The sequence below is a fragment of the bacterium genome (assembly GCA_024226335.1).
Lineage (GTDB): Bacteria > Myxococcota_A > UBA9160 > SZUA-336 > SZUA-336 > JAAELY01.
Genome location: JAAELY010000118.1, coordinates 124,196 through 144,609, shown reverse-complemented (window position 1 = coordinate 144,609; position 20,414 = coordinate 124,196). Strand labels below are relative to the sequence as shown.

Here is a 20,414-nt window from a genome sequence, read left to right as displayed (position 1 = left end):
AAGTTCCGACCGCCTCGACTAACGAGAGATCGCGCCACCATCGACCATCATCGATTCACCGTGAACGAACGAAGCGCGGTCCGAACTGAGCCACACGACCGCTTCGGCGATCTCTTCGGGCAGGCCAAGCCGACCGCCCGGCTGACTGCGCAAGATGCCCTTGGCGACTTCGGGACCCTGGTCCATCCAGGCGCGCAGCGCGGGCGTATCGATGCTGCCGGGCAGGACTGCGTTGATGCGCACATTAGTCTGTGCGTTCTCGCGCGCGGCCGTCTTGGTCAGACCGAGCACGCCGTGTTTCGCGGCGGAATAGTGGGCCAGAAACGGAGTCGCAACCACGCCCGCCCCCGACGCCGTATTGACGATCGAACCGCCACCCTGCGCCTGCATGACCTGGATCTCGTGCTTCATGCACAAGAAGACGCCGCTCAGATTGAGAGCGAGCGTCTGATTCCAGTCTTCGAGGCTCAGGGCGTGTACGGGTCCACCGCCAGCGGGGCCACCCGCGTTGTTGTGGGCACAGTCGAGCCGACCGTAGGTATCGCTCGCAGCGCGAATCAACTGTTCGACCTGAGCCTCGTCGCGGACGTCACAGCGCACGAACTTCGCCTCACCACCATCCGTGCAAATCGCTTCGGCCGCGGCTTCCCCACTGGCCTCGTCCAGGTCGGACACGATGACCCGAGCGCCTTCGCACGCGAAAAGACGCGCACAGGCCAGGCCTATTCCAGATCCGGCACCGGTAACGAGCGCGACTTTTCCGTCAACCAGCCCTGCCACTTCGAATCCTAGAACTCGACGCTCGCCGTGCCCATGACACGGGTTTCGTCGGCTTCATTGACGATCGTCAGATCGATCTCGACGGTTTTGGATTCTTCGTCCCTATCGGTCACGACTCCGCGACACCGGGGTTGCGAGTCCACGAGTACCGTGGCGCGGAAGACCGTATCGATCCTCGAAATTTTCGAACCGGGCGCCCAGCGGTGAATCAGCGCCGCCAACAGGCCCTGGCTCATGATCCCGGGAACGATCGCGCCCGGCAGACCTTCCTTCTTCGCCTGCTCGTGATCGTTGAAACGCGCGAAGTCCATCTTGGCCATGCGCGTAAAGCGCTGGACCGTCGCCAGACTGACATCGGGAACGATCTCTTCGAGTTCTTCTCCGAACTCCACCTGATCGAAACTGCGTGACTGACTCATCGCTTCCGCTCCGGTTGTTGCACCATGCGCCAGTCGACCACCGAAACGAGCACCCCAGTCTGATTCACGAACTCCATGCGGTGCACGATGAAGACCATGGGTCCAGAGCGCCCCGTCTTCTCGTAGATGTCGTGGATCTTGCTCGACGCGGTCAGGACGTCTCCCGGCCGGAACGGCGCGTGCGCGAATACGCACTTTCCCGCATCGAATCCAAAACCGTCCCCGATCTTGGGGAAACGGTCGGGAAACATGCGCCGTCCCACGAAACGGGATGTGAAAGTCGAAGGCGCCTGGAAATCGGCATCCTCCGGATCCACGAAGCGGGATTCCGTCTCGCCACACGCTTCTGCGAAGTCCAGAAAGTCCTGGGTTTTACCCTCGACCTCGACCACGTCGAACTCGATTCCGGCCCAGTCGCGCTTCAGCGCCTTTACATCTACTTCCACGACACCGCCTCGAAATCGCCGCTGCGCAGCGCACCCACCAGATCCTGCTCGTTTCGGATCTCGTTCGCGAAGCGGGTCGCACAACGGCCTACGTGGCTGACGATGTGCGCGTCGCTTCCCCCGATTCCCCCGTAGTCATAGCACTGGGCCAGCTCCATCGCCTGCTGGTCCTCGCGCTCGCGGCTTCCGCCGTTGAGGGTCTCGATGATCTTCACCCCGTCTACCGGTCCGTGCTCTTCTATGTGAGCGCACAGACCCACGCGCGTTCTGCCCGGATGACAGGGCACCGCGACCGCGCCACAGCGCTGCGCCGATTCGAGCACGAGCGATAGCGGTAGATCCACTCTCGAGAAATCGAATGCAGCGAGCAGATCTTCGTTGACCCCAAAAACCAGTACGTGCCCGTAGTCGGTCTCGACTTCGCTGCCCTTCAGGATGGCTACGCCGAACTCGTCTTCGAGCTTGCGGTAGTCGGCCTCGTCGTCGAATAGGCGGTGTTCGGTGAGCGCGAAACCATCGATCGGCAGTTCGCGCTTGCGAATCCACTGACAGTAGTTCTCGACCTTCGCCCGCCCATCGTCTGACTTGATCGAGTGGTTGTGTAGATCGAGGATCATGCAGGGCGAAACCTAGGGACGGCCAGACCGTTCTCGCTCGGAGCGAAGTCCACCTGCACCGGCATGCCGATGCGCACCGTCTCGGGATCGCACGCCACGATGTTCGTGAGGAGCCGCGGACCTTCTTCGAGTTCGACGTAGGCCAGAACGTAGGGACAGGCTTCCCGGAAAGGCGGTGCCTGGTTCTGGCGGGTAACCGTGAACGTGTGTACCTGCCCGCGTCCGCTCGCCACGAAGTGTTCGATCGAATCTGAAAAACACGACACGCAGAGGGCGCGCGGGCGGTGCTGGATCGTTCCGCACTCCCTGCAGCGCTGCAATACGACCTCACCACGCGCAGCACCTTCCCAGTACGCGCGGGTTTCCTCGTCGAAGGTCGGCTGCGGGTGTCGAATTTCCTTGGCCATCAATCTCTCGGGGTGTTTGACTTCCTTGGCCATCAATCTCTCGCCAGGATCAGCGTCGCACCACTGTGCGCAACGCCGAGTGTTCCGCCAGTTCCGTGAACCAACGCCGTTCGAGCTCCAGCGACCTGCCGTTCGGCGCATTCGTCGCGCAATTGATGGACGGCTTCGATCACCAGGAAGATGCCACGCATTCCCGGATGGTTCGAAGAAAGACCGCCACCGTCGGGGTTGATCGGCAACTCCCCGCCCAGTCCGATGCGTCCGCCCTCGACGAAGGAACCGCCCTCCCCGCGCTTGCAGAAGCCCAGGTTTTCGAGTGTGACCAGCACCGTGATCGTGAAACTGTCGTAGATCGTGCACAGGTCGATGTCATCGTGGGTGACACCCGACATGCGAAAAGCCTGCTCGCTCGACTGGTTCGCCGCGATCTTCAGGAGATCGGGTCGGGCGATCTCAGGATGACACACCGCTTCGCCACAACCTTCGATCCGCACTACGGGCTTTGCGAGATCGCGAGCGCGCTCGGTGCTGGTCACGACGACTGCCCCCCCGCCATCGCTGATGATGCAGCAGTCCAGCAAGTGCAACGGATCCGAAATCATCCGACTGTCCAGGACGTCCTGTACATCGATCGGCGCGCGCATCTTGGCGGCCGGATTCAGCCCGGCGTGCCTGCGCATCGTGACCGCGATCTCTGCGAGTTGTTCCGAAGTGGTCCCGTACTCGTGCATATGGCGTTGTGCGATCAACGCGTAGCTTCCGACGGTCGTCAATCCGTAAGGAGAAACGAAAGAGGCCGAGGCATCGCGGCCGCCCCCCAGGCCAGTTCCGATCGCGAGTCGATTCGAAGCAGCCGTGCTCCCGTACAGAACGAGCGCGACATCGCACAAGCCCGCGTGAATCGCAGCCGCGGCGTGAGTCACGTGTGAGACGAAGGAGGAACCTCCGATATTGGTTCCGTCCAGGTAACGGGGCTTGAGATTCAGGTACTCGGCCAGCGATACGATCCCCATCGCGCCCATCGACATACTGGCTGCAAACAGGCCATCGACATCGGAAAGATCCAGTCCACAGTCCGCGAGTGCGCCTCGGGCGCTCTCGGCCATGATCTGAAATTCGCTCTTGTCCGGCGCCCAGCGCGTGGGGTGCTCGTGAACACCCGCAATCGCAATCTGTCCCCGTAAACTCATGACTGAAGCTCCGAAAGAAAGCCGCTAACCCCATCGACCAGTGCAGCAGGCTGCTCGTGGAGCAACGCGTGCCCCGCCTTCGGAATCTCCAATTTCTTCGCTCCGGAAATCCTCTCGGCCAGCAGGACCGAATCCTGTTTCGACGTGTCTTGCGCGTCTTCTCCCCACACGATCAACACGGGCAGATCGAGTCCGCCCAGATCCGCAGACCCATCCCAGTCCTTGCACGCCAGCAGGTCGCCATACGCGACGCGCGGATCGGTCTTGACCGACTCCATGAAACAAGCCCGCATGATCTCGGGACCCGTAGCAGGCGAATAGATCGAGCGATCGAACTGTCGCTGCGCCTTCCCTTCGGTGATACGCCGCAATCCCTCGATGCGATCGTCCGGAATATCGAAGCGAGCCGCTCCAGCGCTGAGCACGAGAGCTCGAACCGAGGCGGGTGAAGAAAGCGCGTACTGCAATGCGACGGCGGCCCCCATCCCGTGACCGAGCAGCACGGGTCGTTCGAGCCCAAGCACTGAGCAGAACTCGCCGAGGAACTCCGCCATGCGCGCGATCGAACCAAGACTGTCGAGTTCCCCGGAACGCGAGTGCCCAGGGAAGTCGAAGGCAAACGGGCTATGAGCGCCCTCGAGCCCATCGAGCAATCCGCGAAACTCCGCTCCATTGCCTCCGATATCGTGCAGACAGACCACTGTCTCACCGGCTTGCGTATCCGGAACCACCCCGGGGAGAGTGGTCGTTCCGGAGTGGTGGACGAAGGTCGCAACTCCGTCTATGGAGAAGTACTTGTTGGGCACGCTGAGCAGGGTACTTTGGCGCTGATTCACGTGTCAATTTGGGAGGGGTGAAGGTGTCTAGCGAACTCGCGATCCACGGCGGCCATTCAGTCCGAACCCGAGCCTGGCCGCGCTGGCCGGAATTCGGGGCTGAAGAGCGGGAAGCGCTGACGCGTGTGCTCGATTCGGGCAACTGGGGTGGCTTTCCCAGCCCGAACACCGAGGCTCGGGCTTTCTCGGGCGAGTTCTCGCAGTACATCGGCACCCAGTACGCGGTGCCTTGTGCGAACGGAACATTTTCGCTTTCGCTCGCTCTGCAGGCGGCGCGCATCCAGCCGGGCGCCGAGGTCATTACCACTGCGTATACTTTCGTGGGAACGGCCGGGGGCATCATCGGTGCGGGAGCCGTCCCCGTGTTCGTCGATATCGACCCCGACACCTACTGTATAGATTGCGATCAGGTCGAGGCTGCGATTGGACCGCGAACCGAAGCCCTGATGCCGGTGCATCTGGCCTGCTCGATGGCCGATATGGATCGCCTCTCAGACCTCGCCCAGCGGCGCGGCTTGTTGCTCGTCGAAGACTGCGCGCACTCCCACGGCGCGCAATGGCGCGGGCGCGGCGCGGGTTCGATTGGCGACCTGGGTTCGTTTTCGATGCAATCGTCGAAACTCTTGACTGCGGGGGAAGGTGGAGCCGTAACGACGAACGACGAAGTGCTGGCGCAACGTGTGAATTCGCTGGTGAACTGTGGGCGAAAGGAAGTCGGATACGACGGGTTTCCCGAGCAGATGCTCGGCTACAACTTGCGCATGACCGAATGGCAGGCGGCCGCTCTTCGTTGTCAACTTGTGCGTCTACCGAATCAGCATCGACGAAGGCAGAGAGGCGTCGAGCAGCTGGAAACAGCCCTTGCGGAAATCACAGGTCTGGAACCCTTGTTTCGCGATGAACGGATCACGCAGCGCACGGCCTATCAGTTCATCGTGCGCTACCAGGCGGATGCGTTTTCCGGCGTTCCCCGAGATCATCTGATCCATGCGTTGCGCGCGGAGGGCGTGCCGTGCTCGGGTCAGTTCTACGCGCCACTGAATGAAGACCCGTTGTTGGCTGCGGACACGCGAACCAATCCACTGACGCGAGCGGGCATCGACTTCTCGGGATTGAGCTTCCCGCGCGCGAGACACGCCGCCTACGAGGAGTCGATCTGGCTTCCGCATGAACTCTTCCTGGGCGATGAGTCGGATGTCGGCGACATCGCAGAGGCCTTCGCGAAGCTGTCCCGAAACGCGGCCCGGTTGCGCGAGCAGCCGCCCGCGGGCGCGCCCAGTCGTCGCTGATCGCGCTGCAGTGGTCGCTGATCGCGCTGCAGTGGTCGCTGATCGCACTGCAGTCGTCCGGTTTTCTGCTTCTTTCCTTACTCGGCGCGAATCAGCAGGCAATCAGGACAGCGCAGCGCGTCGAGTCCCAGGACCAGGGCGGCCTTGCTCGAGAGCCGGAACTCCGCCACATCCCCGGTCTGTAGCGGCCACTTCTCGGGATCGTTGTCCGACAGGATGACTGCTGGGCCTCGCGTGATCTCGACCTCGATGGTGTCGCGCGGATCGAGAACCGCCCACTCGACGGGGTTGACCGAGTTCATGATTGCCAGGCCCAGACCGTGGCGGAAGGTTCCGCGGGTAATCGAACGAAAGTACGCCGTGGAACCAAAGGGCGTTGCGACCACCAGACCGTCTCCGATGATCTCGTCGTCCACATAGGCCTGCCCGTTGACCGACAGAAGGAAACGCACGGCCGAAGCCGGATTATCCATGTGCAACCCGACCTCGTTCATCGCGAGTTTTCGTCGACCGGCGATTTCGCCTTCTACCTTGGCGTGCCGGGACTCCACCAGCTCGCCAGCCGAGAGGCGCTTCAGGATCGTGCGCGTTTCGTGCCGCTTGCACTTGCGACACACCTCCGAGTTGCGGATCGGAACCTTGGGAACTCCGGGCAGAAGGCGCTCAGCACCTACCAGGGTGCCGTCGCCTCCGTGCGAAATCACGACTTCGGGGTCCTGGCTGACTTCTTCCAGGTCGAAACGGGAGAGCAGCTTGCGCAGCCCATCGAGATCGTTGCCAATCAGGCTGACTCTCATTCCCAATGCCCCTGTCAGTGTCCCTCGAAGGCCGGCCGACGCTTCTCGAGAAAAGCGCGCACACCTTCGCGGTAATCATCACTGTCATAACAGGCGCGCACGGCAGCCGCGATCGCCCCCATATCTCTTTCGGCCTTCTCGTGGGCGAGTTCGCGGGCTGCGATCTTGACCCCGCGCAGCGTGAGCGGCGCGTTCGCAGCAATCCGACCGGCGGTCTCGGCAACGAAGTCTTCGAGTTCGGCTTTGGGCTTCACCGCGTTGACCAGTCCCATGTGCAGAGCCTCGCTGGCATCGTACTGGCGGGCTGTGAACAGGATCTCCTTCGCGGCCGAGGAACCGACGAGTAGCGTCAGAGGCTCCAGCAACGCGCTCGAATACCCCAGTCCGAGGCGACCCGCAGGAATCGCGAAACGCGCATCGTCTGCCACGTAACGCAGATCCGCCGACAAGGCGATTGCCATGCCCCCGCCCACGCAGAAGCCGTGAATCAATCCGATCACTGGCTTCTCGATCCCGAGAAGCGCGGCGAAGGCGAGTCCGCTCACGCGGTCGTAGTCGGCGGCTCCGTCTCCGCCCGCACGGCGTTGTTCGAACTCCGAGATATCGGCACCCGAAACGAAGGAGACATCGCCGGCTCCGCGCAGGACGACGGCCCGCACCTCGGAATCGTCGGCAACCGAAGCCACCGCAGCCGGAATCTCCTGCCACATCTGCGCCGAGATGGCGTTTCGCCGCTCGGGATGATCGAAGACGATCGTCCCCACGTGCCCGGCCTTTTCTGCGTAAACGCGTCCACCCATCGAATCGGATTGTAACAAGCCGGTCGGCTCAGTCCCGTTTGACCCTCGAGATGGCGGAGGCCGCCAGCCAGGCATCGCGCCCATCGGCCAGACCGACCCGGGTCCAGCCCTGTCGGCGTTCCAGTACCTGCACCTCGACCCCGGCCGGTAGAGGGCGTGAAAAACGCGTGGGTGCATTGATCGAATCCGCCGCGCGAGCCACCACTTCCGGTGTGGTGACCACGGCCTCGTCGGGCCGGGACGAGAAGCGGTCGAAGGCCAGTGAAACGATGACGGCTAGCCAGAAAAGTGCCGGGATCCAGCCCAGGTTGCGCAGCCAGGGACGGCGCCAGAAGACCGCTCCGGCGAAGAGCAGGCAGGCGGCGCCGAACGCCCACGCGGCGAAGCCGGTGCGTTCCCCGGGCGACAGGGCGCGATGCCAGAAGAAGAAGGTGTCGAGAACACCGGCCGGCTGCGGATGTGGGACCCAGGAGGGCAGTAGCGTTCGAGCGTGTTCGAGATTCTGGCGGGCGACGCGATGGTCGGGATCGATCTGCAGGGCGCGACGATACGCCAGCACGGCCGGTCCCAGGCGTTCTCCGAGTAGTGCGGAATTCCCGCGGTTCGCATAGAGGTCTGCGTTCTCGACTCCGTCATCGATGACCGCCGCAAAGTTCCTTTCGGCGCGCCGAAAGGACTCCAGGCGCAGGTCCCGATCGCCTTCTTCCAAACCCTGAGCGTATGCTTCGAGCGCGCGAGACAGACGCTCTTCAGCGGTCTGCGCACCGACCGCTGAAGAGCAGAGCAGAAACACGAGCATTATCGAAACACGTACACCTATCATTTCGCCGCCTCGGCGAGTTCTCTCGCGAGTTCCAGCGCACGTGTGTGAAAGGAGTCATCCAGTGCTGCGTCTCCGCCTCCATCGGGCGCGTAGATCACGGCCTCGCACTCTGCCAGGAAGGCTTCGAGTTCCGCCGACGGCACTCCGTTGCTGGCGCGGCGCATCGCGCGCAGCGATTCCGCAATCGTCGCTGTGGCGGTCGAACGAGCACCGCCCGAGGCGCTGCGAATCGCCTGAAGAGATTCGCGCAGGACTCTCGCGCGCCGCACGAGCTCGGGATCCGCGTCTCGCCTCCTTCGCCCCACAAACGCAAGCCCCACCAACACGAATGAGCCCAAGTACAGGGCCGTCTGCGCTACAGGCGGCAAGCCGACCTGATTTCGTGCGCGCAGGAGTCGCGCGTGGTCCGTCACGATCGCGAGATCTGCTCCCGTGAAATGCAGCGAAACTTGCGCCGCACTCGAAGCTTCTTCATCGGATGGCGTGTCGGCCGGGAGTTCACTCCCGCCCACCACGTCTTCAGCGGTGATCGTGTTCGCCTCGCGCACCGACAGGGCAATCGGTCGGGAAACGACCGTTTCGAACGCCCCGGTCTGGGGATCGAAGAACGAGTACGAGAGCGCGGGAATCTCTCGCACGGCCGAATCTACGACGCGCACCTGGACGCGGAACGTCTTGTTCGCTGCATCTATCTTGCCCGCGCTTTCCCCCGAGGGGAGTCGGAATTCCCTTTCGGACAGACCGGCATTCGCCAGGTTCGGCAGACCGGCCGCTTCGAGATTGCCGCCGCCGCGCAGCACCAGAGTCAAGGTAATCGGGTCGCCCGCCTGAACCACACTGCGATCGGCACTGACATCGAGACTGAAACCCACTCCGACGGCGCCGGCGAAGCTCGGAGGTCGACCCGCCATGGGAACGGGTTTGACCACGAGTCGTATTGGACGCCCATCTGCGCGCACGGTGCGCGTCGACCCGGGCTTTCGACTGCCCAGGATTCCTCGCCGCCACGACGTAACCTCCTTGACCACGGCGCGTGCGGGCTCCATGGCATATTCTCCGGCCCGCAGAGGTACGAGTGTGCGTTCGGCCGAGAAGATGATGAAATCGCGATCGCGAATCTTGCGCTGAGCCCGGCTGGCTTTGAGATTGACCGGACCCGAAGGCGTCACGACCTCGAGTCTCGAGTCGTCCTGACCGAGTTCCTCGTCGACGAACTGAAATGCATCCGTCAATTGAAACAGAGGCACGCTCACCGTGTAGTTCGCGATGTTCTTGCGCATGCGCCAGGCAATCGCCCAGTGGATCCGCGCGGGAACGCGTTCTCCCGGGTAGATCGCGCGCTGCGGAAGCTCCAGGTGAATCATGACTTCATCGCTGATGGGAACTTCGCGGAGTTCGATCTCTGCGACCCCGGTCCGCGCGGTGGTGCCGTCCTGCTCGACCTCGAAGGGACCGATCTTGTAGGTCCCGGGTTCACTGGCCGTGAAGCGATAGCGAAATATCAATCGCACAGAGCGGGTCTGGGTCATGCGACCGTTGATCACAGAAACCGACGTCGAGACGTTCGGCGCGTAACCGAATTGCGTGAGCGCCGCACCCGCAGGTGTTGCCACCTTGACCTTCGGCCTCGGATCTTCCTCGAACTGCTCCGCGACCAGCGAGATCTCGATCGGCACCCCAACGAAATACTCTCTTCGCGGAATCTCGAAATAGGCCTTCTGAGCTGCCGCGGGTGCCGAAGCAGCGAGCACGAGAAGAAACGCGAGAGCGATCTGGACGCGGCGCATCACCAGTCCTTCTCCACCGTATCGTAGCCGGCCCTGCGGCGCTGCTCGCGCTGCTCTCGGCGCTCGGCCTCGCGATCCCTGACCGATTGCAGGAGCTGACCGGGATCGGCGGGAGACTCTTCGGGCTCACCGGCCTCGGGCTCACTGGCGTTCTGCTCTTGCTCGCCCTCTCCTTGCTCTTGTTCCTGCTGCTCTTGCTGTTCTTGCGAGGGCGGTTGCAAGAGAGCCAGCGCCTGCAGGAGACCTTGCAGGGCCTGATCCTGTTGCTCGCGTGCAGGATCCAGTTCGGGCGGCGCCAATCCCAACTTGGCCTTTGCATCGCCCATCGCCGTGCTCGACTCCAGCACGAGTTCAGCGGCGCGTCGCAACCGATCTGCTTCACCCTGAGCTTCGGCGTCGGGTCCAAGTGCGGCGGCGCCGGGGTCGACGAGCGCCTCGGGATCCTGTCGAGACTGCTCCTCGAGGGCCGTGGCGATTTCGTCGGCGCGCTTCGCGAGAGTTTCCTGGCGGGGAAGCAGCGGCTCGACCTGCGGCGGCGAGTTGGGGTCGACCCCCAGAGCTGCGATTTCCTCCGTCTCATCGTTCAGCCGTTGCTGGCTCTCCGCGGTCTCGCGCAGATGCTCGACCACAGAGAAGAAGATCCGGCGAAGAGCCTCCAGGCTCTCGACCGCGCGTTCGTTCTGCTCACGCAGACCCGCGACGTCGGGTGCCTGCGGACGGGACGCGTTCGGGTCGGGTAGCTGGTCGTGGATGCGGTGCATCGCATCGTCGGCGAGAGCCAGGATCGACCTGGCGAGTTCGAGTTGCTTGCTCCGGTCTTCGTTCGCCAGATCGTCAGCCGTCTTCTGCGCGTCTGCTTCGATCTGTTCATCGATCAGAGCGCCCATGTGATCGGCGCGTTCCAGATTCTTCCCCTGTGCACTTCTCAACACGGGATAGAACTCCGCGAGCTGTTCTCGAGAAAAATCCCGCTCCGGGGAGAGAACCGCCCCTATGCGCCTCTGACCGCCGTGGGCTACATCGATCAAGCCGCGAATATCCAGGAAGCGCTCGCGCGCTTCGATCAATGCCATGATTGCCACACTCTGCTCGCTCGCGGCCGCCTCCGTATCCAAAACCTCAAACGCTGTGTCGGCGCGCTCGAAGGCCAACCCGCCCTGGTCGATCAGCGGCTCCGCTTCTTTCAAGCTCTTCAGAAAACGCTCGGCCTCGGGATCGGGTTCCTGCTGGGTCCGAGCTTCCACGCTCGGTATTCCCGCAGACAGGCGAGAGTGCAGCTCGCGAGTGCGCAAGCCCACTCCCTGCTGAGACTCCAGGAGGTACCTCTGGGTGAGCCAGGCCGGTGTCTCGCGGGGCGCGGACGGGTCCTCACTCAGACCGGTCGCCGATTGCAGGGACAGCAGTGTCTGGGTGTACGCGGCCAGCTCCGCGGCATCGCGTATCACAGCGTCGAGTACGGCCAGGGGATCGTCCAGCTGGTCGCGAGCGCGCTTCAACTCGGTGAGTGCAGCGGCGCCCCTCCGGTAGGCCCGCTCCGCTCGTTTCTGTCGCAGCTCTCGCCGCGCCTGTCCCATGCGCTCGCGTCCGCGCAGAAGGTAGTGCATGAGCTGTTCGAGTTGAGCTAAACGAATTCCCTCTTCGGCCGCGAGTTCTTCCTGCGGCTTCTCGGCGAGTGCCGCACGCTCTTCATCCGCTCGATCGGCCAGTGCGTCTCCATCGGAGAGCGTCTGCCGTTGGGTTGCCGAGAGAGTGCGAAATGCACTGCGCAAAGCATCGCCCGAAACGAGTTCGGGGTCTGCCTGGGCGCGCTCGAGCAGTCCACGAAGCAGGCCTACGGTTTCACGCTGCGCGACGATGAGCGCGTCGAGCAGGTTTTCCAGTTTCTTGTCTTCGGGATCGCGTAGTGAATCGGCGAGTACGAGGACGCGCTTCAGTACGACCTCGAGACTCTTGCGCGCTTCAACATCTTCTGGTCGCAGGCGAACTGCATCGCGATACCAGTCAGCAGCTGTGTAGAGGCTGGTCAGAGCTTCCTGCGGTTTGCTTTCGAGCTGTGCATCGGCGCGCGCAGCGGCGACGTACCCCAGGGTGTAGGCCGCTCGATAGCGCAGTTCACCGTCGGTACCGGCGCGCGTGCGCGCTTCTTGAAGAGCAGATTCAGATTCGTCCAGCTCTCCACGATCCAGTTGTTCCAGCGCCCGGTTGTAGACCTCGCGCGGCTTTTGCGGTTCGGCTTCCATGGGACGCGGAGCGGCAAGCTCGGGAATACGACCGGGCGGCGCGTTCGGATCCGCCGGGATCTCTTGCGCGTTGACGGCCGGTGCGGAAAGGAGCAACCCGAGCACCAACAACAAAGGTGTAGAATCCAGCGCCCCACTCTTCGGGCCGGCTCGGGCGAAGCTCGAGGTTGCAAGTACGCTCGCCAGCAGACAGAGCAGACTTGCAAGCAGAGCCCATTGGAAACCTTCCTGTCGCACCGCGCGACCGCGATCGTCGATCCGGCCGCGTAGAAGTGCCTGAATATGGCGTTCGTAGATCGACTCCAGATCCAGGACGCCGGTTCCCGCGGGCACGTAGGCCCCGCCGGTCAGCAGCGCAATCTCGCGAAGAGTCTCGCCGTCGAGCCGCGAGATGACGTTTCGACCGTCGGAGTCGCGAACCAGGGTCTGCGCGCCGGTCTTGGGATCGGTGATCGGAATCGTAGAACCCGTTTCCGAGCCGAATCCGATCGCGATGATCGAGATGCCGCGCTCCCCGGCTTCGCGCGCGGCCTCCAGCGGGAAGGAATCCTGGTCTTCACCGTCGGTGATCAAGAGAATGCTGCGGGAAATATCGCCGCTGGCCCTGAAACCGGCGAGCGCCCGGCGAATCGGTTCTTCAAGACGCGTTCCCCCGCGCGAGACACTTGTGGGGCCGATACCGTCCAGAACGAGTCGCAGGAAACCGAAGTCGGGTGTCAGGGGTGCGACCACGCTCGCGCGACCGGCAAAGGCGATCAGCCCCACGTGGTCACCTTCCAGATAGGGAAGTAGATCGCGAATCTCGGCCTTCGCACGTTCGAGTCGGTTCGGCACCGCGTCTTCTGCGAGCATCGACCGGGAGACATCCAGGCAGATCATCAGTTCCGCGCTGTAGCGCGGTGTCGAGATGTACTGCACTCCCCATTGCGGTCGCATCAGCGCCAGGACGGCAAAGATCGCAGCGAGCGTCAGCAGACAAGCGCGCACCAGACGCTGTCCCAGCAACGCGCGTGTCACGAGTCTGGACTGCAGAAGTGGTGAAAGCAGGCGATCGAGTGCGCTGCCCGCGCGTCGCTCCAACCAGAACAGCAGGAGACCGAAAGCCAGGACGGCCCAGATCGCGTGGATCCAATGCGCTTCGGCGAACTGGAAGTCGCTCACGGAAGTCTCCGGAACACGGTTCCACCGGATAGGCCGGAGAGTGCCAGAAAGATCAGGCCGGCGAGTGTGAATGCGCCGTAGTACTCGGTGTATTGCAGGTAGCGAACCTCGCTGATCTCACTGCGTTCGAGCTGATCGATCTCCTGGTAGACCTGCTGCAATGCCTCAGCCGAATCGGCGTGGAAGTAGCGTCCACCCGTCTTTTCGGCGATGGCCTTCAGCGTCTTCTCATCGAGTTCGACGTACATACGCTGCAGGTGGACACGGCCATCGGGTCCCTGGACGGGTACGGGCGCGCGTCCCGTACGACCGGCGCCAATGGCATAGACACGAATATCGTGCGCAGCTGCTAGTTGTGCCGCCTGCAGTGGTTCGATTGCGCCGGAATTATTGACTCCATCGGTCAAGAGGATGATCAGTTTGGAAGGAACGTCCTCGAGTCGGCGAAGACGCTCGACGGCGAGCGCCAGCCCCTCGCCGACGGCGGTTCCATCGTCTCCGCGGGCGCGTGCGATATCGAGCTCGTCCAGAATCGCCAGAAGATTCAGATGGTCGAGGGTAAGCGGACAGAGTGCATCCGCATAACGCGCGAACGCGACCAGACCCAGCAGGTCATCGGCGCGACCCAGCAGGTCTTCGCCCCCGGCCACGAATTCTCGGACGATATTCTTGACCACATCGAGTCGGCTCAGACTGAGATCGCCCTCGACGAAATCCCGCGCCTCCATCGATCCAGACTGGTCGACGACCAGCGCAATCGCGATCCCCTCGCGGTGCACGGTAGTCGTCGCGTCGCCAGTTCTCGGTCCCGCGAGCGCAATCGCCAGGAGGAGCGCGGAAAGGCTGAGGAGCAGAGCCGGGGTGAATGAGAGTCTGGCGCGCCAGGAAATGGGCGAGCGATCCGCAATCTCGAGGCTCGAGTAGGTGACCGAGGAATTCACACCGGCGGCCAGCACGTAGACCAGCGGTGCAAGCACGACGGCGAGCAGGAAAAGCGGATCCCGAAGCTCCCAACTAGCCATGCGCGGGCTCCGGACCGAGAAGTGAAACGGGCTCTTCCCGTTCCTCGACGTCCCGAGTGGCTTCCAGCACGTTTCTCACCGATTCGAGTGCGGCATCCATCTCGGCCGTTCCGGGCTGGTGGCGCGCGAATTTCACCAGATCGGCCTGCTCGAGGAAATCCCGCAGAAGCGCCTGCAACTCTGGCGTCAGATCGGGCGACGTGCGCGCCACTTCGAAAAACTCCTCGGTCGTCAGCTCGGGTGAGCGGAGTTCAAATCGGTTTTCCAGGTAGGTGCGCACGAGATCAGACAACTCGACATAGAAGGCCTGGACCGCAGCGAGGTCTTCGGGGCGTCCTTCGGCGAGCAAGGCGAGCAGACGCGCGTCGGCGATTTCCCAGGCGGTTCGCTGAAGAGCAAATGCGCGTCGTCGCTGCAGTATGCGCAGCCCGAAAAACACCGCCGCGAGTAGAAGCACGAGAATCCCGACGACCAGGCCCCAGACTCCCGAGACGGCGCGGTCCAGAGGCTCGAGCCGACCCGGGGGCGAAGGCAGTTTGGCAACGGCATCGGTGGGCAGAACGGAAGCGACCTCAAAATCCAATCGCTCCGTCAATATCTCGTAGGCGTCCTCCCCTTCTGGAGCCGGAGTTTTTCCCTGACGACGATCGACGAACTCGACCAGCAATGGGGAAACCCTGTGCTTGCCCGACATCGGCGAAGCCAGCGTGTAGGTCTGTACCGCGCGCGTGCGACCGTCCGGATCGACCGATTCGCTCTGCGAAAAATCGATCACTCGAAAACGATCCAAGGCTTCCCCGAACTCCGGCATCAAGAGTTCGACCGCTTCCTCGGCCAATACCTCGATTTTCAGACTCAGCTCGTCGCCGATCACGGGCTGAGACGGAGAGAGCCCGACCGTAACCGTGACTGGCCCCCGTTGGCTGGTCCTGGCCAGTGGTGCGCCGGGTTGTGGCGATTGCGAAGACAGGGGCTCATCGGGCTCCGGAGTCTGCGCGGAAAGTGGCCCAGCGAAGGCCAGCAGACAGACGGTTGCCATCCGAACGACGCTCGCAGACTTCATCGGCGTATCCTGCGCTCGCGCATGCGGAAGAAACGCACCAGGGGATCGACGACGGAACCGGCTGCATCAATGTGAATGAAGTCGATCCCGGAGCGACGCAGGCGAAACTCGAGTCCTTCGACGCGTTCCCGAGCCCGCTTTTCGAACTCGCGGCGAAATCCGCTCGACGCCGTGTCGTAGACGCGCGCACGGCCGGTCTCTGCATCAGCCAGAGCCACGAGACCGACTCCGGGAAGTTCCAGTTCGCGCGGATCCGTCACAAGAACCGCGATCACGTCGTGTTTTCGATTCGCAGTACGCAGGGCCTCTTCGTAGTTCTCGTCAAAGAAATCACTGACCACGAAACACACCGTCTTGCGCGAGGTCACCGAAAGCAGGAATTGCAGCGCATTGGCGATCTCGGTGGCTTCTCGCGCTTTGCGAAGGCGTCGCCCCCGAGCGAACCAGGAGCGCGGGCCCGATCCGGGCTGGGGCGTTTTCTCGTTCGCCTCATCGAGACCGTGTGCGAGAACCTCGCGTACGACGCGCAGAGCGTGGCGTTGACCTTTGCGCGGTGGGATGAACTGTTCAATGTCTCCGTGGAACAGGGTCAAGCCCACTTTATCGTCATTGCGCGTCGCGGAGAACGCCAGTAACGCGCACAACTCCGCAGCGGCTTCGCGCTTGGAACGACCCGCCGAGCCGAAATCCTGGGATGCGGAGACATCGGCCATCAGCATGAGCGTGAGCTGCCGTTCCTCGACATAGCGTTTCACGTAGGGCTCACCCATACGCGCCGTCACCTTCCAGTCGATAATGCGCACATCATCGCCGGGGACGTAGGGACGCACTTCGTCGAACTCCAGACCGCGTCCCTTGAACACGGATTCGTACTCACCTGCCAACACGTCCGCCACCTGGCGGCCCGTTCGCACCTGGATCTCTCGGACGCGCTGGATGATCTCGCGGGCCAGCATTACGGGACGACTCAGGGAACGAGTACGTTGTCGAGCACGAGCGAGAGCAGATCGTCGGAGCTCTTGCCTTCGGCTTCGGCCTCGTAGGTCGGTATGATCCGATGTCGCAGCACGTCGTGAGCCAGAGACTTCACATCGTGTGGCGTGACGTAGTTGCGGTTGTTGAGGAAGGCCTGGGCCTTTGCCGCCTTCATCAACCAGATGGATGCGCGCGGGCTGGCGCCTACCTCGATCATGTCTTCGAGTTCCGGGATGCCCGCGGCTGCCGGGTCGCGCGTAGCATGTACGACGTCGACGATGTAGTCACGCACCTTGTCGTCCACAAAGACCTGGTCGACGAAGGCGCGTGCCGCAAGAATATCATCGGGATGCATCACGGTCTGGACACTGGGTTCGGGCTGACCACCCGCCATGCGGTCCATGATCTTGCGTTCCTCGTCCTTGCTCGGATAGCCGACTCTTACTTTCAGCATGAACCGATCGACCTGCGCTTCAGGAAGAGGATAGGTGCCTTCCTGTTCGATCGGGTTCTGCGTGGCGAGCACGAGAAATGGCTCGTGCAGCGGATATGTTTCCCGACCAATCGTTCCCTGCCTCTCCTGCATCGCTTCGAGCAGGGCAGCCTGGACCTTGGCGGGCGCTCGATTGATCTCGTCGGCGAGAATCAGATTGGAGAAGATCGGCCCCTTCTTGACGCTGTAGGTGGCTTCCTTGGGGTTGAAGATCTCCGTGCCGATGATGTCGGCCGGCAGCATGTCGGGGGTGAACTGGATGCGCGAGAAACCGGTATCGATTGCTTGCGCAAGGCATTTCACCGCAAGAGTCTTGGCGAGCCCCGGAACGCCCTCGAGCAGGACGTGTCCACCGGTCAAGAGCCCCGTCAACAGGCGCGCGATCATGGTCTCCTGACCGACCAGGACCTTGCCGACCTCGCTGGTCAGCAGCTGAAAAGCCTGCACGTGACGCGCAGACTGATCCGACGATTCAACCTCCGAAGACTCCAACTCAGACCTCCTCTACTCGCAGCACCCACCCCAAAGGAGATCCCGGTGGTCGCAAGGGCGTCGGATTGTAGGAGGAGGAGGTGTGACGATCCAGTCCGGCGACCGAGAAGCGGCCAGACACCCGGATTCTGGCCCCTTTCGCGCCTATTCACCGGCCCGGTTCCGGGCTTGCATCGAAGCGCTTCGCTGAAGATCGTTTCGAGCTGGCCAGTAGCTAGGGAACCTCTGCACAGGGAGGCTGCGGCTGCGAAGCGCGATGCATCCGCCTGCGCTGCGTCGCGCGATCCTCTGCAGATCTACGGATCTGCGATCGGATCACGCTTCTTGCTCAGGCGGCGACTCCCGCTTCTCGCTCGAATCCTCCCTGTGCGGAGATTCCCTAGGTGTCGGTATGCCGCTGATTTCCGATGATTTCACGGGGTCCGACGGAGCCCGTCTGCTGGCGGGCTTCCACGAGTTCCCGTTCGAGCGCATGGAGGCGGCGGTTCTGCTCGGCGACTCGCGCGAGTGCCCCCTCCAGATCCTTGGCCTTGTCATCGGTGCGCTGCTCAGCAGCCAGCACCGCGTCCGAGAGCTGGCGAACGGCGTCGAACACTCGGCCGGTCTCGTCCCGGACCTCGGTCGGAAAGCGGACGTCGGTCTTGCCCGTCGCCACGGCCTCGGCAATCAGACCGACTTCGTGGAGTGGAGCGACGACACTTCGGGCCATGAGCGCCCACCCGATCAGGCTGAACATCGTCCCAAAACCCACGAGCAGGAGCATTCCGGCTCTGCTGGCCGCCACACCGCGCTGGGATTCGGTCAGTGCTTCGCCGGTATGGGCCCGGATGTCCGCAGCCAGACTGGCGAGTTCGAGATCAAATGTGGCCGCGCCCGGACTGAGGCCGGCTGCGTGGGCAACCGCCACGGAGATGGCCCCCTCGTCAACCTCCGAAAAGATGACGGAGGCCTTTTCGGAGAACGCGCGTTGCTCAACGCCGAGGTCGAGCAGGCGATCACTGAGCAGAGAGAGTTTCTTGCGCTCTTCCGCCGGAAGGGGGCGTAGCATCGCAGCCTGAATCTCGCCCTCGCCCTTCTGGATCAAGCCTTCTACCGCGGCACCCAGGCTTTCGAACCGCTGGCGAGCGGTTCCGTACCTGGCTTCTTGCGACGGTCCGTGACCCCGCCCGGTTGCAGCACTCATGGCGCGTTCGAACTCGAGGATCTGACGAAGCTGTCCTGCGGCGACACGATTCAGTGTGCCACTGGTTTCGTTCAGTGTCGTAACCTGTGCCGATACGAACTGGACATCCTTGCTCAACTGCGCCATTCGCGAAAGTGCATAGGTTCCGACGGTAACGAGAACAAATGCGAATATGCTTGCCAGTCCGAAGATCTTTCTGCTGATCGTCACCAGTTCCCCTCCATGAACACGCAGGTAATTGGCAGCCAACCCGCAAATTCCGTTGCTTTCGTGATCGTCCGTTCTGATGAAAATGCTGAGCAATCCGTGCGCAGGATCGATTTCACTGACGCCTTTTCCCGGGTTTCGGCGGTATTGACGAGAATGATTCAAGAGCCTGTCACTCCGGCCCGATGCGGACTGGAGCGAAAACCCGAAGTGGATGGTCATGTCCGAAACGCCCACAGTGCTGCTGATCGATGACGGTGAGTTGAGAGAAGCCCGCGATCTGCTCGACGATCTCGAGGTGGAATACCAGCACATCCAGGGGTCGAAGCACAGAGGCCTGCTACCCGATCCAGACAAGCTTCTGATCACGACATCACGACTCGCTATCGCACTTCAGTGTCGGCGCACGGCGGGAGGTGACGAAGATCGGGCGACCTGGATCGCGTTTCTGCACGGGGACTCTCGGACGCAGCGTCAGGTCCTGGAACGCGCTGGGTTCGACTTCATGGTGCGCCAACCCGTCCACCCCGCAGCCTTGCGTCTCTTGCTAGTTCGAGCCCTGTATCGAGGGCCCGAGAGCCGACGCGCAGGACGCGTCGCCTTCGGCTACGAAGTGAGCATGAAGCTCAAGCTTCGCAATCACAAAGCGACTTTGACTGATCTTTCTCCAGGCGGTTGCCGCCTGCTTTCTTCGAAGGTTCTGGAGCGCAGCCAAAAGCTCGTTGTTCGCATCCCTGCCGAAGTCGCGGGCGGGAAAAGACTGGAACTTCCGGGCACGGTTGCCCGTTGCGGCCAGGGCGAAGGAGAGGGAGGTTCCGAGGGCCAGAGTGCCTACGGCATTCGCTTTGCCCGACTCAGCTGCGAGTCACGTGATCGACTACGCGATCTCCTGCTCGCGCACGCCACCGGACCGGCCGTCCTGCCCGAATCGGTTCCACAGGCTGGCAAACGCAAGGAAAAGCCAGCGGCCCCTCACAGCGAGTCCCGCGAACATCCCCGCAAGCACTTCAATGAAAAGATGACGGCGATCGGCGGCAACTCTCGCGCGGAGACGTACCATGTACTCCTGGGGCGCGACGTTTCCATGGGCGGAATGCGAATCGAACGCGATCCCTCGTTGAAAATCGGCGACGAGCTTCGCCTGGCCGTCCAGCCGCAGGGATCTTCCGAGTCCATTTTGCTCGAAGCTCAGGTGATTCGCGACGACGGCACCTCTGGCCTGGCGCTGCGCTTCGAGTGGCTCGACCCAGAAACCGAGCCTAACCTGCGCGAATTGGTCGACGAGTTACCGTCGATCGAATCATTGCACGCTGAGGCTGGCAAACCCGCGCGGGTACTCACGCGAATGCTATCGACTTTCCGCAGAAACTGATCGACTGCCAGAGAT

General features: G+C 62.6%; 19 protein-coding genes. 2 read left to right on the top strand and 17 right to left on the bottom strand.

Translation table 11 applies throughout. The features are described from left to right. Positions 1–18 precede the first annotated feature (18 nt). Genes GY725_05535 through GY725_05505 form a run of 7 tightly spaced genes read right to left on the bottom strand, consistent with a single transcriptional unit; the run spans position 19 to position 4,695 of the window. Entirely contained in the window at positions 19–780 is a 762-nt protein-coding gene (locus GY725_05535) for a glucose 1-dehydrogenase (GenBank protein ID MCP4003639.1), read from the bottom strand. 8 nt (positions 781–788) lie between these two features. Continuing rightward, positions 789–1,199 (bottom strand): hypothetical protein, encoded by a 411-nt coding sequence (locus GY725_05530; GenBank protein MCP4003638.1) that lies wholly within the window; start codon positions 1,197–1,199, stop codon positions 789–791. After that, complete coding sequence (locus GY725_05525) at positions 1,196–1,645, bottom strand: MaoC family dehydratase (GenBank protein MCP4003637.1); 450 nt, start codon at positions 1,643–1,645, stop codon at positions 1,196–1,198. The genes GY725_05530 and GY725_05525 overlap by 4 nt, the downstream gene beginning before the upstream one ends. Then, complete coding sequence (locus GY725_05520; GenBank protein MCP4003636.1) at positions 1,636–2,262, bottom strand: PHP domain-containing protein; 627 nt, start codon at positions 2,260–2,262, stop codon at positions 1,636–1,638. The genes GY725_05525 and GY725_05520 overlap by 10 nt, the downstream gene beginning before the upstream one ends. Further along, positions 2,259–2,702, bottom strand: a complete 444-nt coding sequence (locus GY725_05515; GenBank protein MCP4003635.1) for a Zn-ribbon domain-containing OB-fold protein — start codon at positions 2,700–2,702, stop codon at positions 2,259–2,261. The genes GY725_05520 and GY725_05515 overlap by 4 nt, the downstream gene beginning before the upstream one ends. Further along, positions 2,702–3,859 carry a thiolase gene (locus tag GY725_05510; GenBank protein ID MCP4003634.1) on the bottom strand — a complete coding sequence of 386 codons (1,158 nt, stop codon included), beginning with the start codon at positions 3,857–3,859 and terminating at the stop codon, positions 2,702–2,704. The genes GY725_05515 and GY725_05510 overlap by 1 nt, the downstream gene beginning before the upstream one ends. Beyond that, positions 3,856–4,695: an alpha/beta hydrolase gene (locus GY725_05505; protein ID MCP4003633.1), complete on the bottom strand. Its 840-nt coding sequence runs from the start codon at positions 4,693–4,695 to the stop codon at positions 3,856–3,858. Before GY725_05505 ends, GY725_05510 begins: the two co-directional genes overlap by 4 nt. Before the next feature lie 23 nt (positions 4,696–4,718). Between GY725_05505 and GY725_05500 the strand changes: the two genes are divergently transcribed. Further along, a complete protein-coding gene (locus GY725_05500) occupies positions 4,719–5,984 on the top strand; it encodes a DegT/DnrJ/EryC1/StrS family aminotransferase (protein MCP4003632.1) in 1,266 nt (421 codons plus the stop codon). A 77-nt stretch (positions 5,985–6,061) separates the two neighbouring features. Here the strand turns inward: GY725_05500 and GY725_05495 are convergent, their stop codons facing one another. The 10 genes from GY725_05495 to GY725_05450 all read right to left on the bottom strand — a co-directional run bounded on the left by GY725_05495 (position 6,062) and on the right by GY725_05450 (position 19,030). Continuing rightward, the gene (locus GY725_05495) at positions 6,062–6,781 is read right to left on the bottom strand and encodes a hypothetical protein (GenBank protein MCP4003631.1); all 720 of its coding nucleotides are present in this window, start codon (positions 6,779–6,781) and stop codon (positions 6,062–6,064) included. 14 nt (positions 6,782–6,795) lie between these two features. Then, positions 6,796–7,581 (bottom strand): enoyl-CoA hydratase, encoded by a 786-nt coding sequence (locus GY725_05490; protein ID MCP4003630.1) that lies wholly within the window; start codon positions 7,579–7,581, stop codon positions 6,796–6,798. A 28-nt stretch (positions 7,582–7,609) separates the two neighbouring features. Beyond that, on the bottom strand, positions 7,610–8,404 hold the full coding sequence (locus GY725_05485) for a hypothetical protein (GenBank protein ID MCP4003629.1): 795 nt from the start codon (positions 8,402–8,404) through the stop codon (positions 7,610–7,612). Then, on the bottom strand, positions 8,401–10,194 hold the full coding sequence (locus GY725_05480) for a protein BatD (protein MCP4003628.1): 1,794 nt from the start codon (positions 10,192–10,194) through the stop codon (positions 8,401–8,403). The genes GY725_05485 and GY725_05480 overlap by 4 nt, the downstream gene beginning before the upstream one ends. Continuing rightward, a complete protein-coding gene (locus GY725_05475) occupies positions 10,191–13,592 on the bottom strand; it encodes a VWA domain-containing protein (GenBank protein ID MCP4003627.1) in 3,402 nt (1,133 codons plus the stop codon). The genes GY725_05480 and GY725_05475 overlap by 4 nt, the downstream gene beginning before the upstream one ends. Continuing rightward, positions 13,589–14,614, bottom strand: a complete 1,026-nt coding sequence (locus GY725_05470; GenBank protein ID MCP4003626.1) for a VWA domain-containing protein — start codon at positions 14,612–14,614, stop codon at positions 13,589–13,591. Before GY725_05470 ends, GY725_05475 begins: the two co-directional genes overlap by 4 nt. Then, positions 14,607–15,677, bottom strand: a complete 1,071-nt coding sequence (locus tag GY725_05465; protein MCP4003625.1) for a hypothetical protein — start codon at positions 15,675–15,677, stop codon at positions 14,607–14,609. The genes GY725_05470 and GY725_05465 overlap by 8 nt, the downstream gene beginning before the upstream one ends. Next, entirely contained in the window at positions 15,674–16,633 is a 960-nt protein-coding gene (locus GY725_05460; GenBank protein MCP4003624.1) for a DUF58 domain-containing protein, read from the bottom strand. Before GY725_05460 ends, GY725_05465 begins: the two co-directional genes overlap by 4 nt. Positions 16,634–16,644: 11 nt before the next feature. Then, positions 16,645–17,532: a MoxR family ATPase gene (locus GY725_05455; protein ID MCP4003623.1), complete on the bottom strand. Its 888-nt coding sequence runs from the start codon at positions 17,530–17,532 to the stop codon at positions 16,645–16,647. 484 nt (positions 17,533–18,016) lie between these two features. After that, positions 18,017–19,030 carry a HAMP domain-containing protein gene (locus GY725_05450; protein MCP4003622.1) on the bottom strand — a complete coding sequence of 338 codons (1,014 nt, stop codon included), beginning with the start codon at positions 19,028–19,030 and terminating at the stop codon, positions 18,017–18,019. A gap of 217 nt (positions 19,031–19,247) precedes the next feature. Between GY725_05450 and GY725_05445 the strand changes: the two genes are divergently transcribed. Next, a complete protein-coding gene (locus tag GY725_05445) occupies positions 19,248–20,399 on the top strand; it encodes a PilZ domain-containing protein (protein ID MCP4003621.1) in 1,152 nt (383 codons plus the stop codon). Positions 20,400–20,414 lie beyond the last annotated feature (15 nt).

What these genes read in the sequence shown, in the direction of transcription:
- GY725_05455 (MCP4003623.1), bottom strand. Translation starts at nt 17,532, where the DNA reads ATGATCGCGCGCCTGTTGACGGGGCTCTTGACCGGTGGACACGTCCTG.
- GY725_05490 (MCP4003630.1), bottom strand. Translation starts at nt 7,581, where the DNA reads ATGGGTGGACGCGTTTACGCAGAAAAGGCCGGGCACGTGGGGACGATC.
- GY725_05520 (MCP4003636.1), bottom strand. Translation starts at nt 2,262, where the DNA reads ATGATCCTCGATCTACACAACCACTCGATCAAGTCAGACGATGGGCGG.
- GY725_05460 (MCP4003624.1), bottom strand. Translation starts at nt 16,633, where the DNA reads ATGCTGGCCCGCGAGATCATCCAGCGCGTCCGAGAGATCCAGGTGCGA.
- GY725_05510 (MCP4003634.1), bottom strand. Translation starts at nt 3,859, where the DNA reads ATGAGTTTACGGGGACAGATTGCGATTGCGGGTGTTCACGAGCACCCC.
- GY725_05495 (MCP4003631.1), bottom strand. Translation starts at nt 6,781, where the DNA reads ATGAGAGTCAGCCTGATTGGCAACGATCTCGATGGGCTGCGCAAGCTG.
- GY725_05485 (MCP4003629.1), bottom strand. Translation starts at nt 8,404, where the DNA reads ATGATAGGTGTACGTGTTTCGATAATGCTCGTGTTTCTGCTCTGCTCT.
- GY725_05515 (MCP4003635.1), bottom strand. Translation starts at nt 2,702, where the DNA reads ATGGCCAAGGAAGTCAAACACCCCGAGAGATTGATGGCCAAGGAAATT.
- GY725_05465 (MCP4003625.1), bottom strand. Translation starts at nt 15,677, where the DNA reads ATGAAGTCTGCGAGCGTCGTTCGGATGGCAACCGTCTGTCTGCTGGCC.
- GY725_05530 (MCP4003638.1), bottom strand. Translation starts at nt 1,199, where the DNA reads ATGAGTCAGTCACGCAGTTTCGATCAGGTGGAGTTCGGAGAAGAACTC.
- GY725_05470 (MCP4003626.1), bottom strand. Translation starts at nt 14,614, where the DNA reads ATGGCTAGTTGGGAGCTTCGGGATCCGCTTTTCCTGCTCGCCGTCGTG.
- GY725_05445 (MCP4003621.1), top strand. Translation starts at nt 19,248, where the DNA reads ATGTCCGAAACGCCCACAGTGCTGCTGATCGATGACGGTGAGTTGAGA.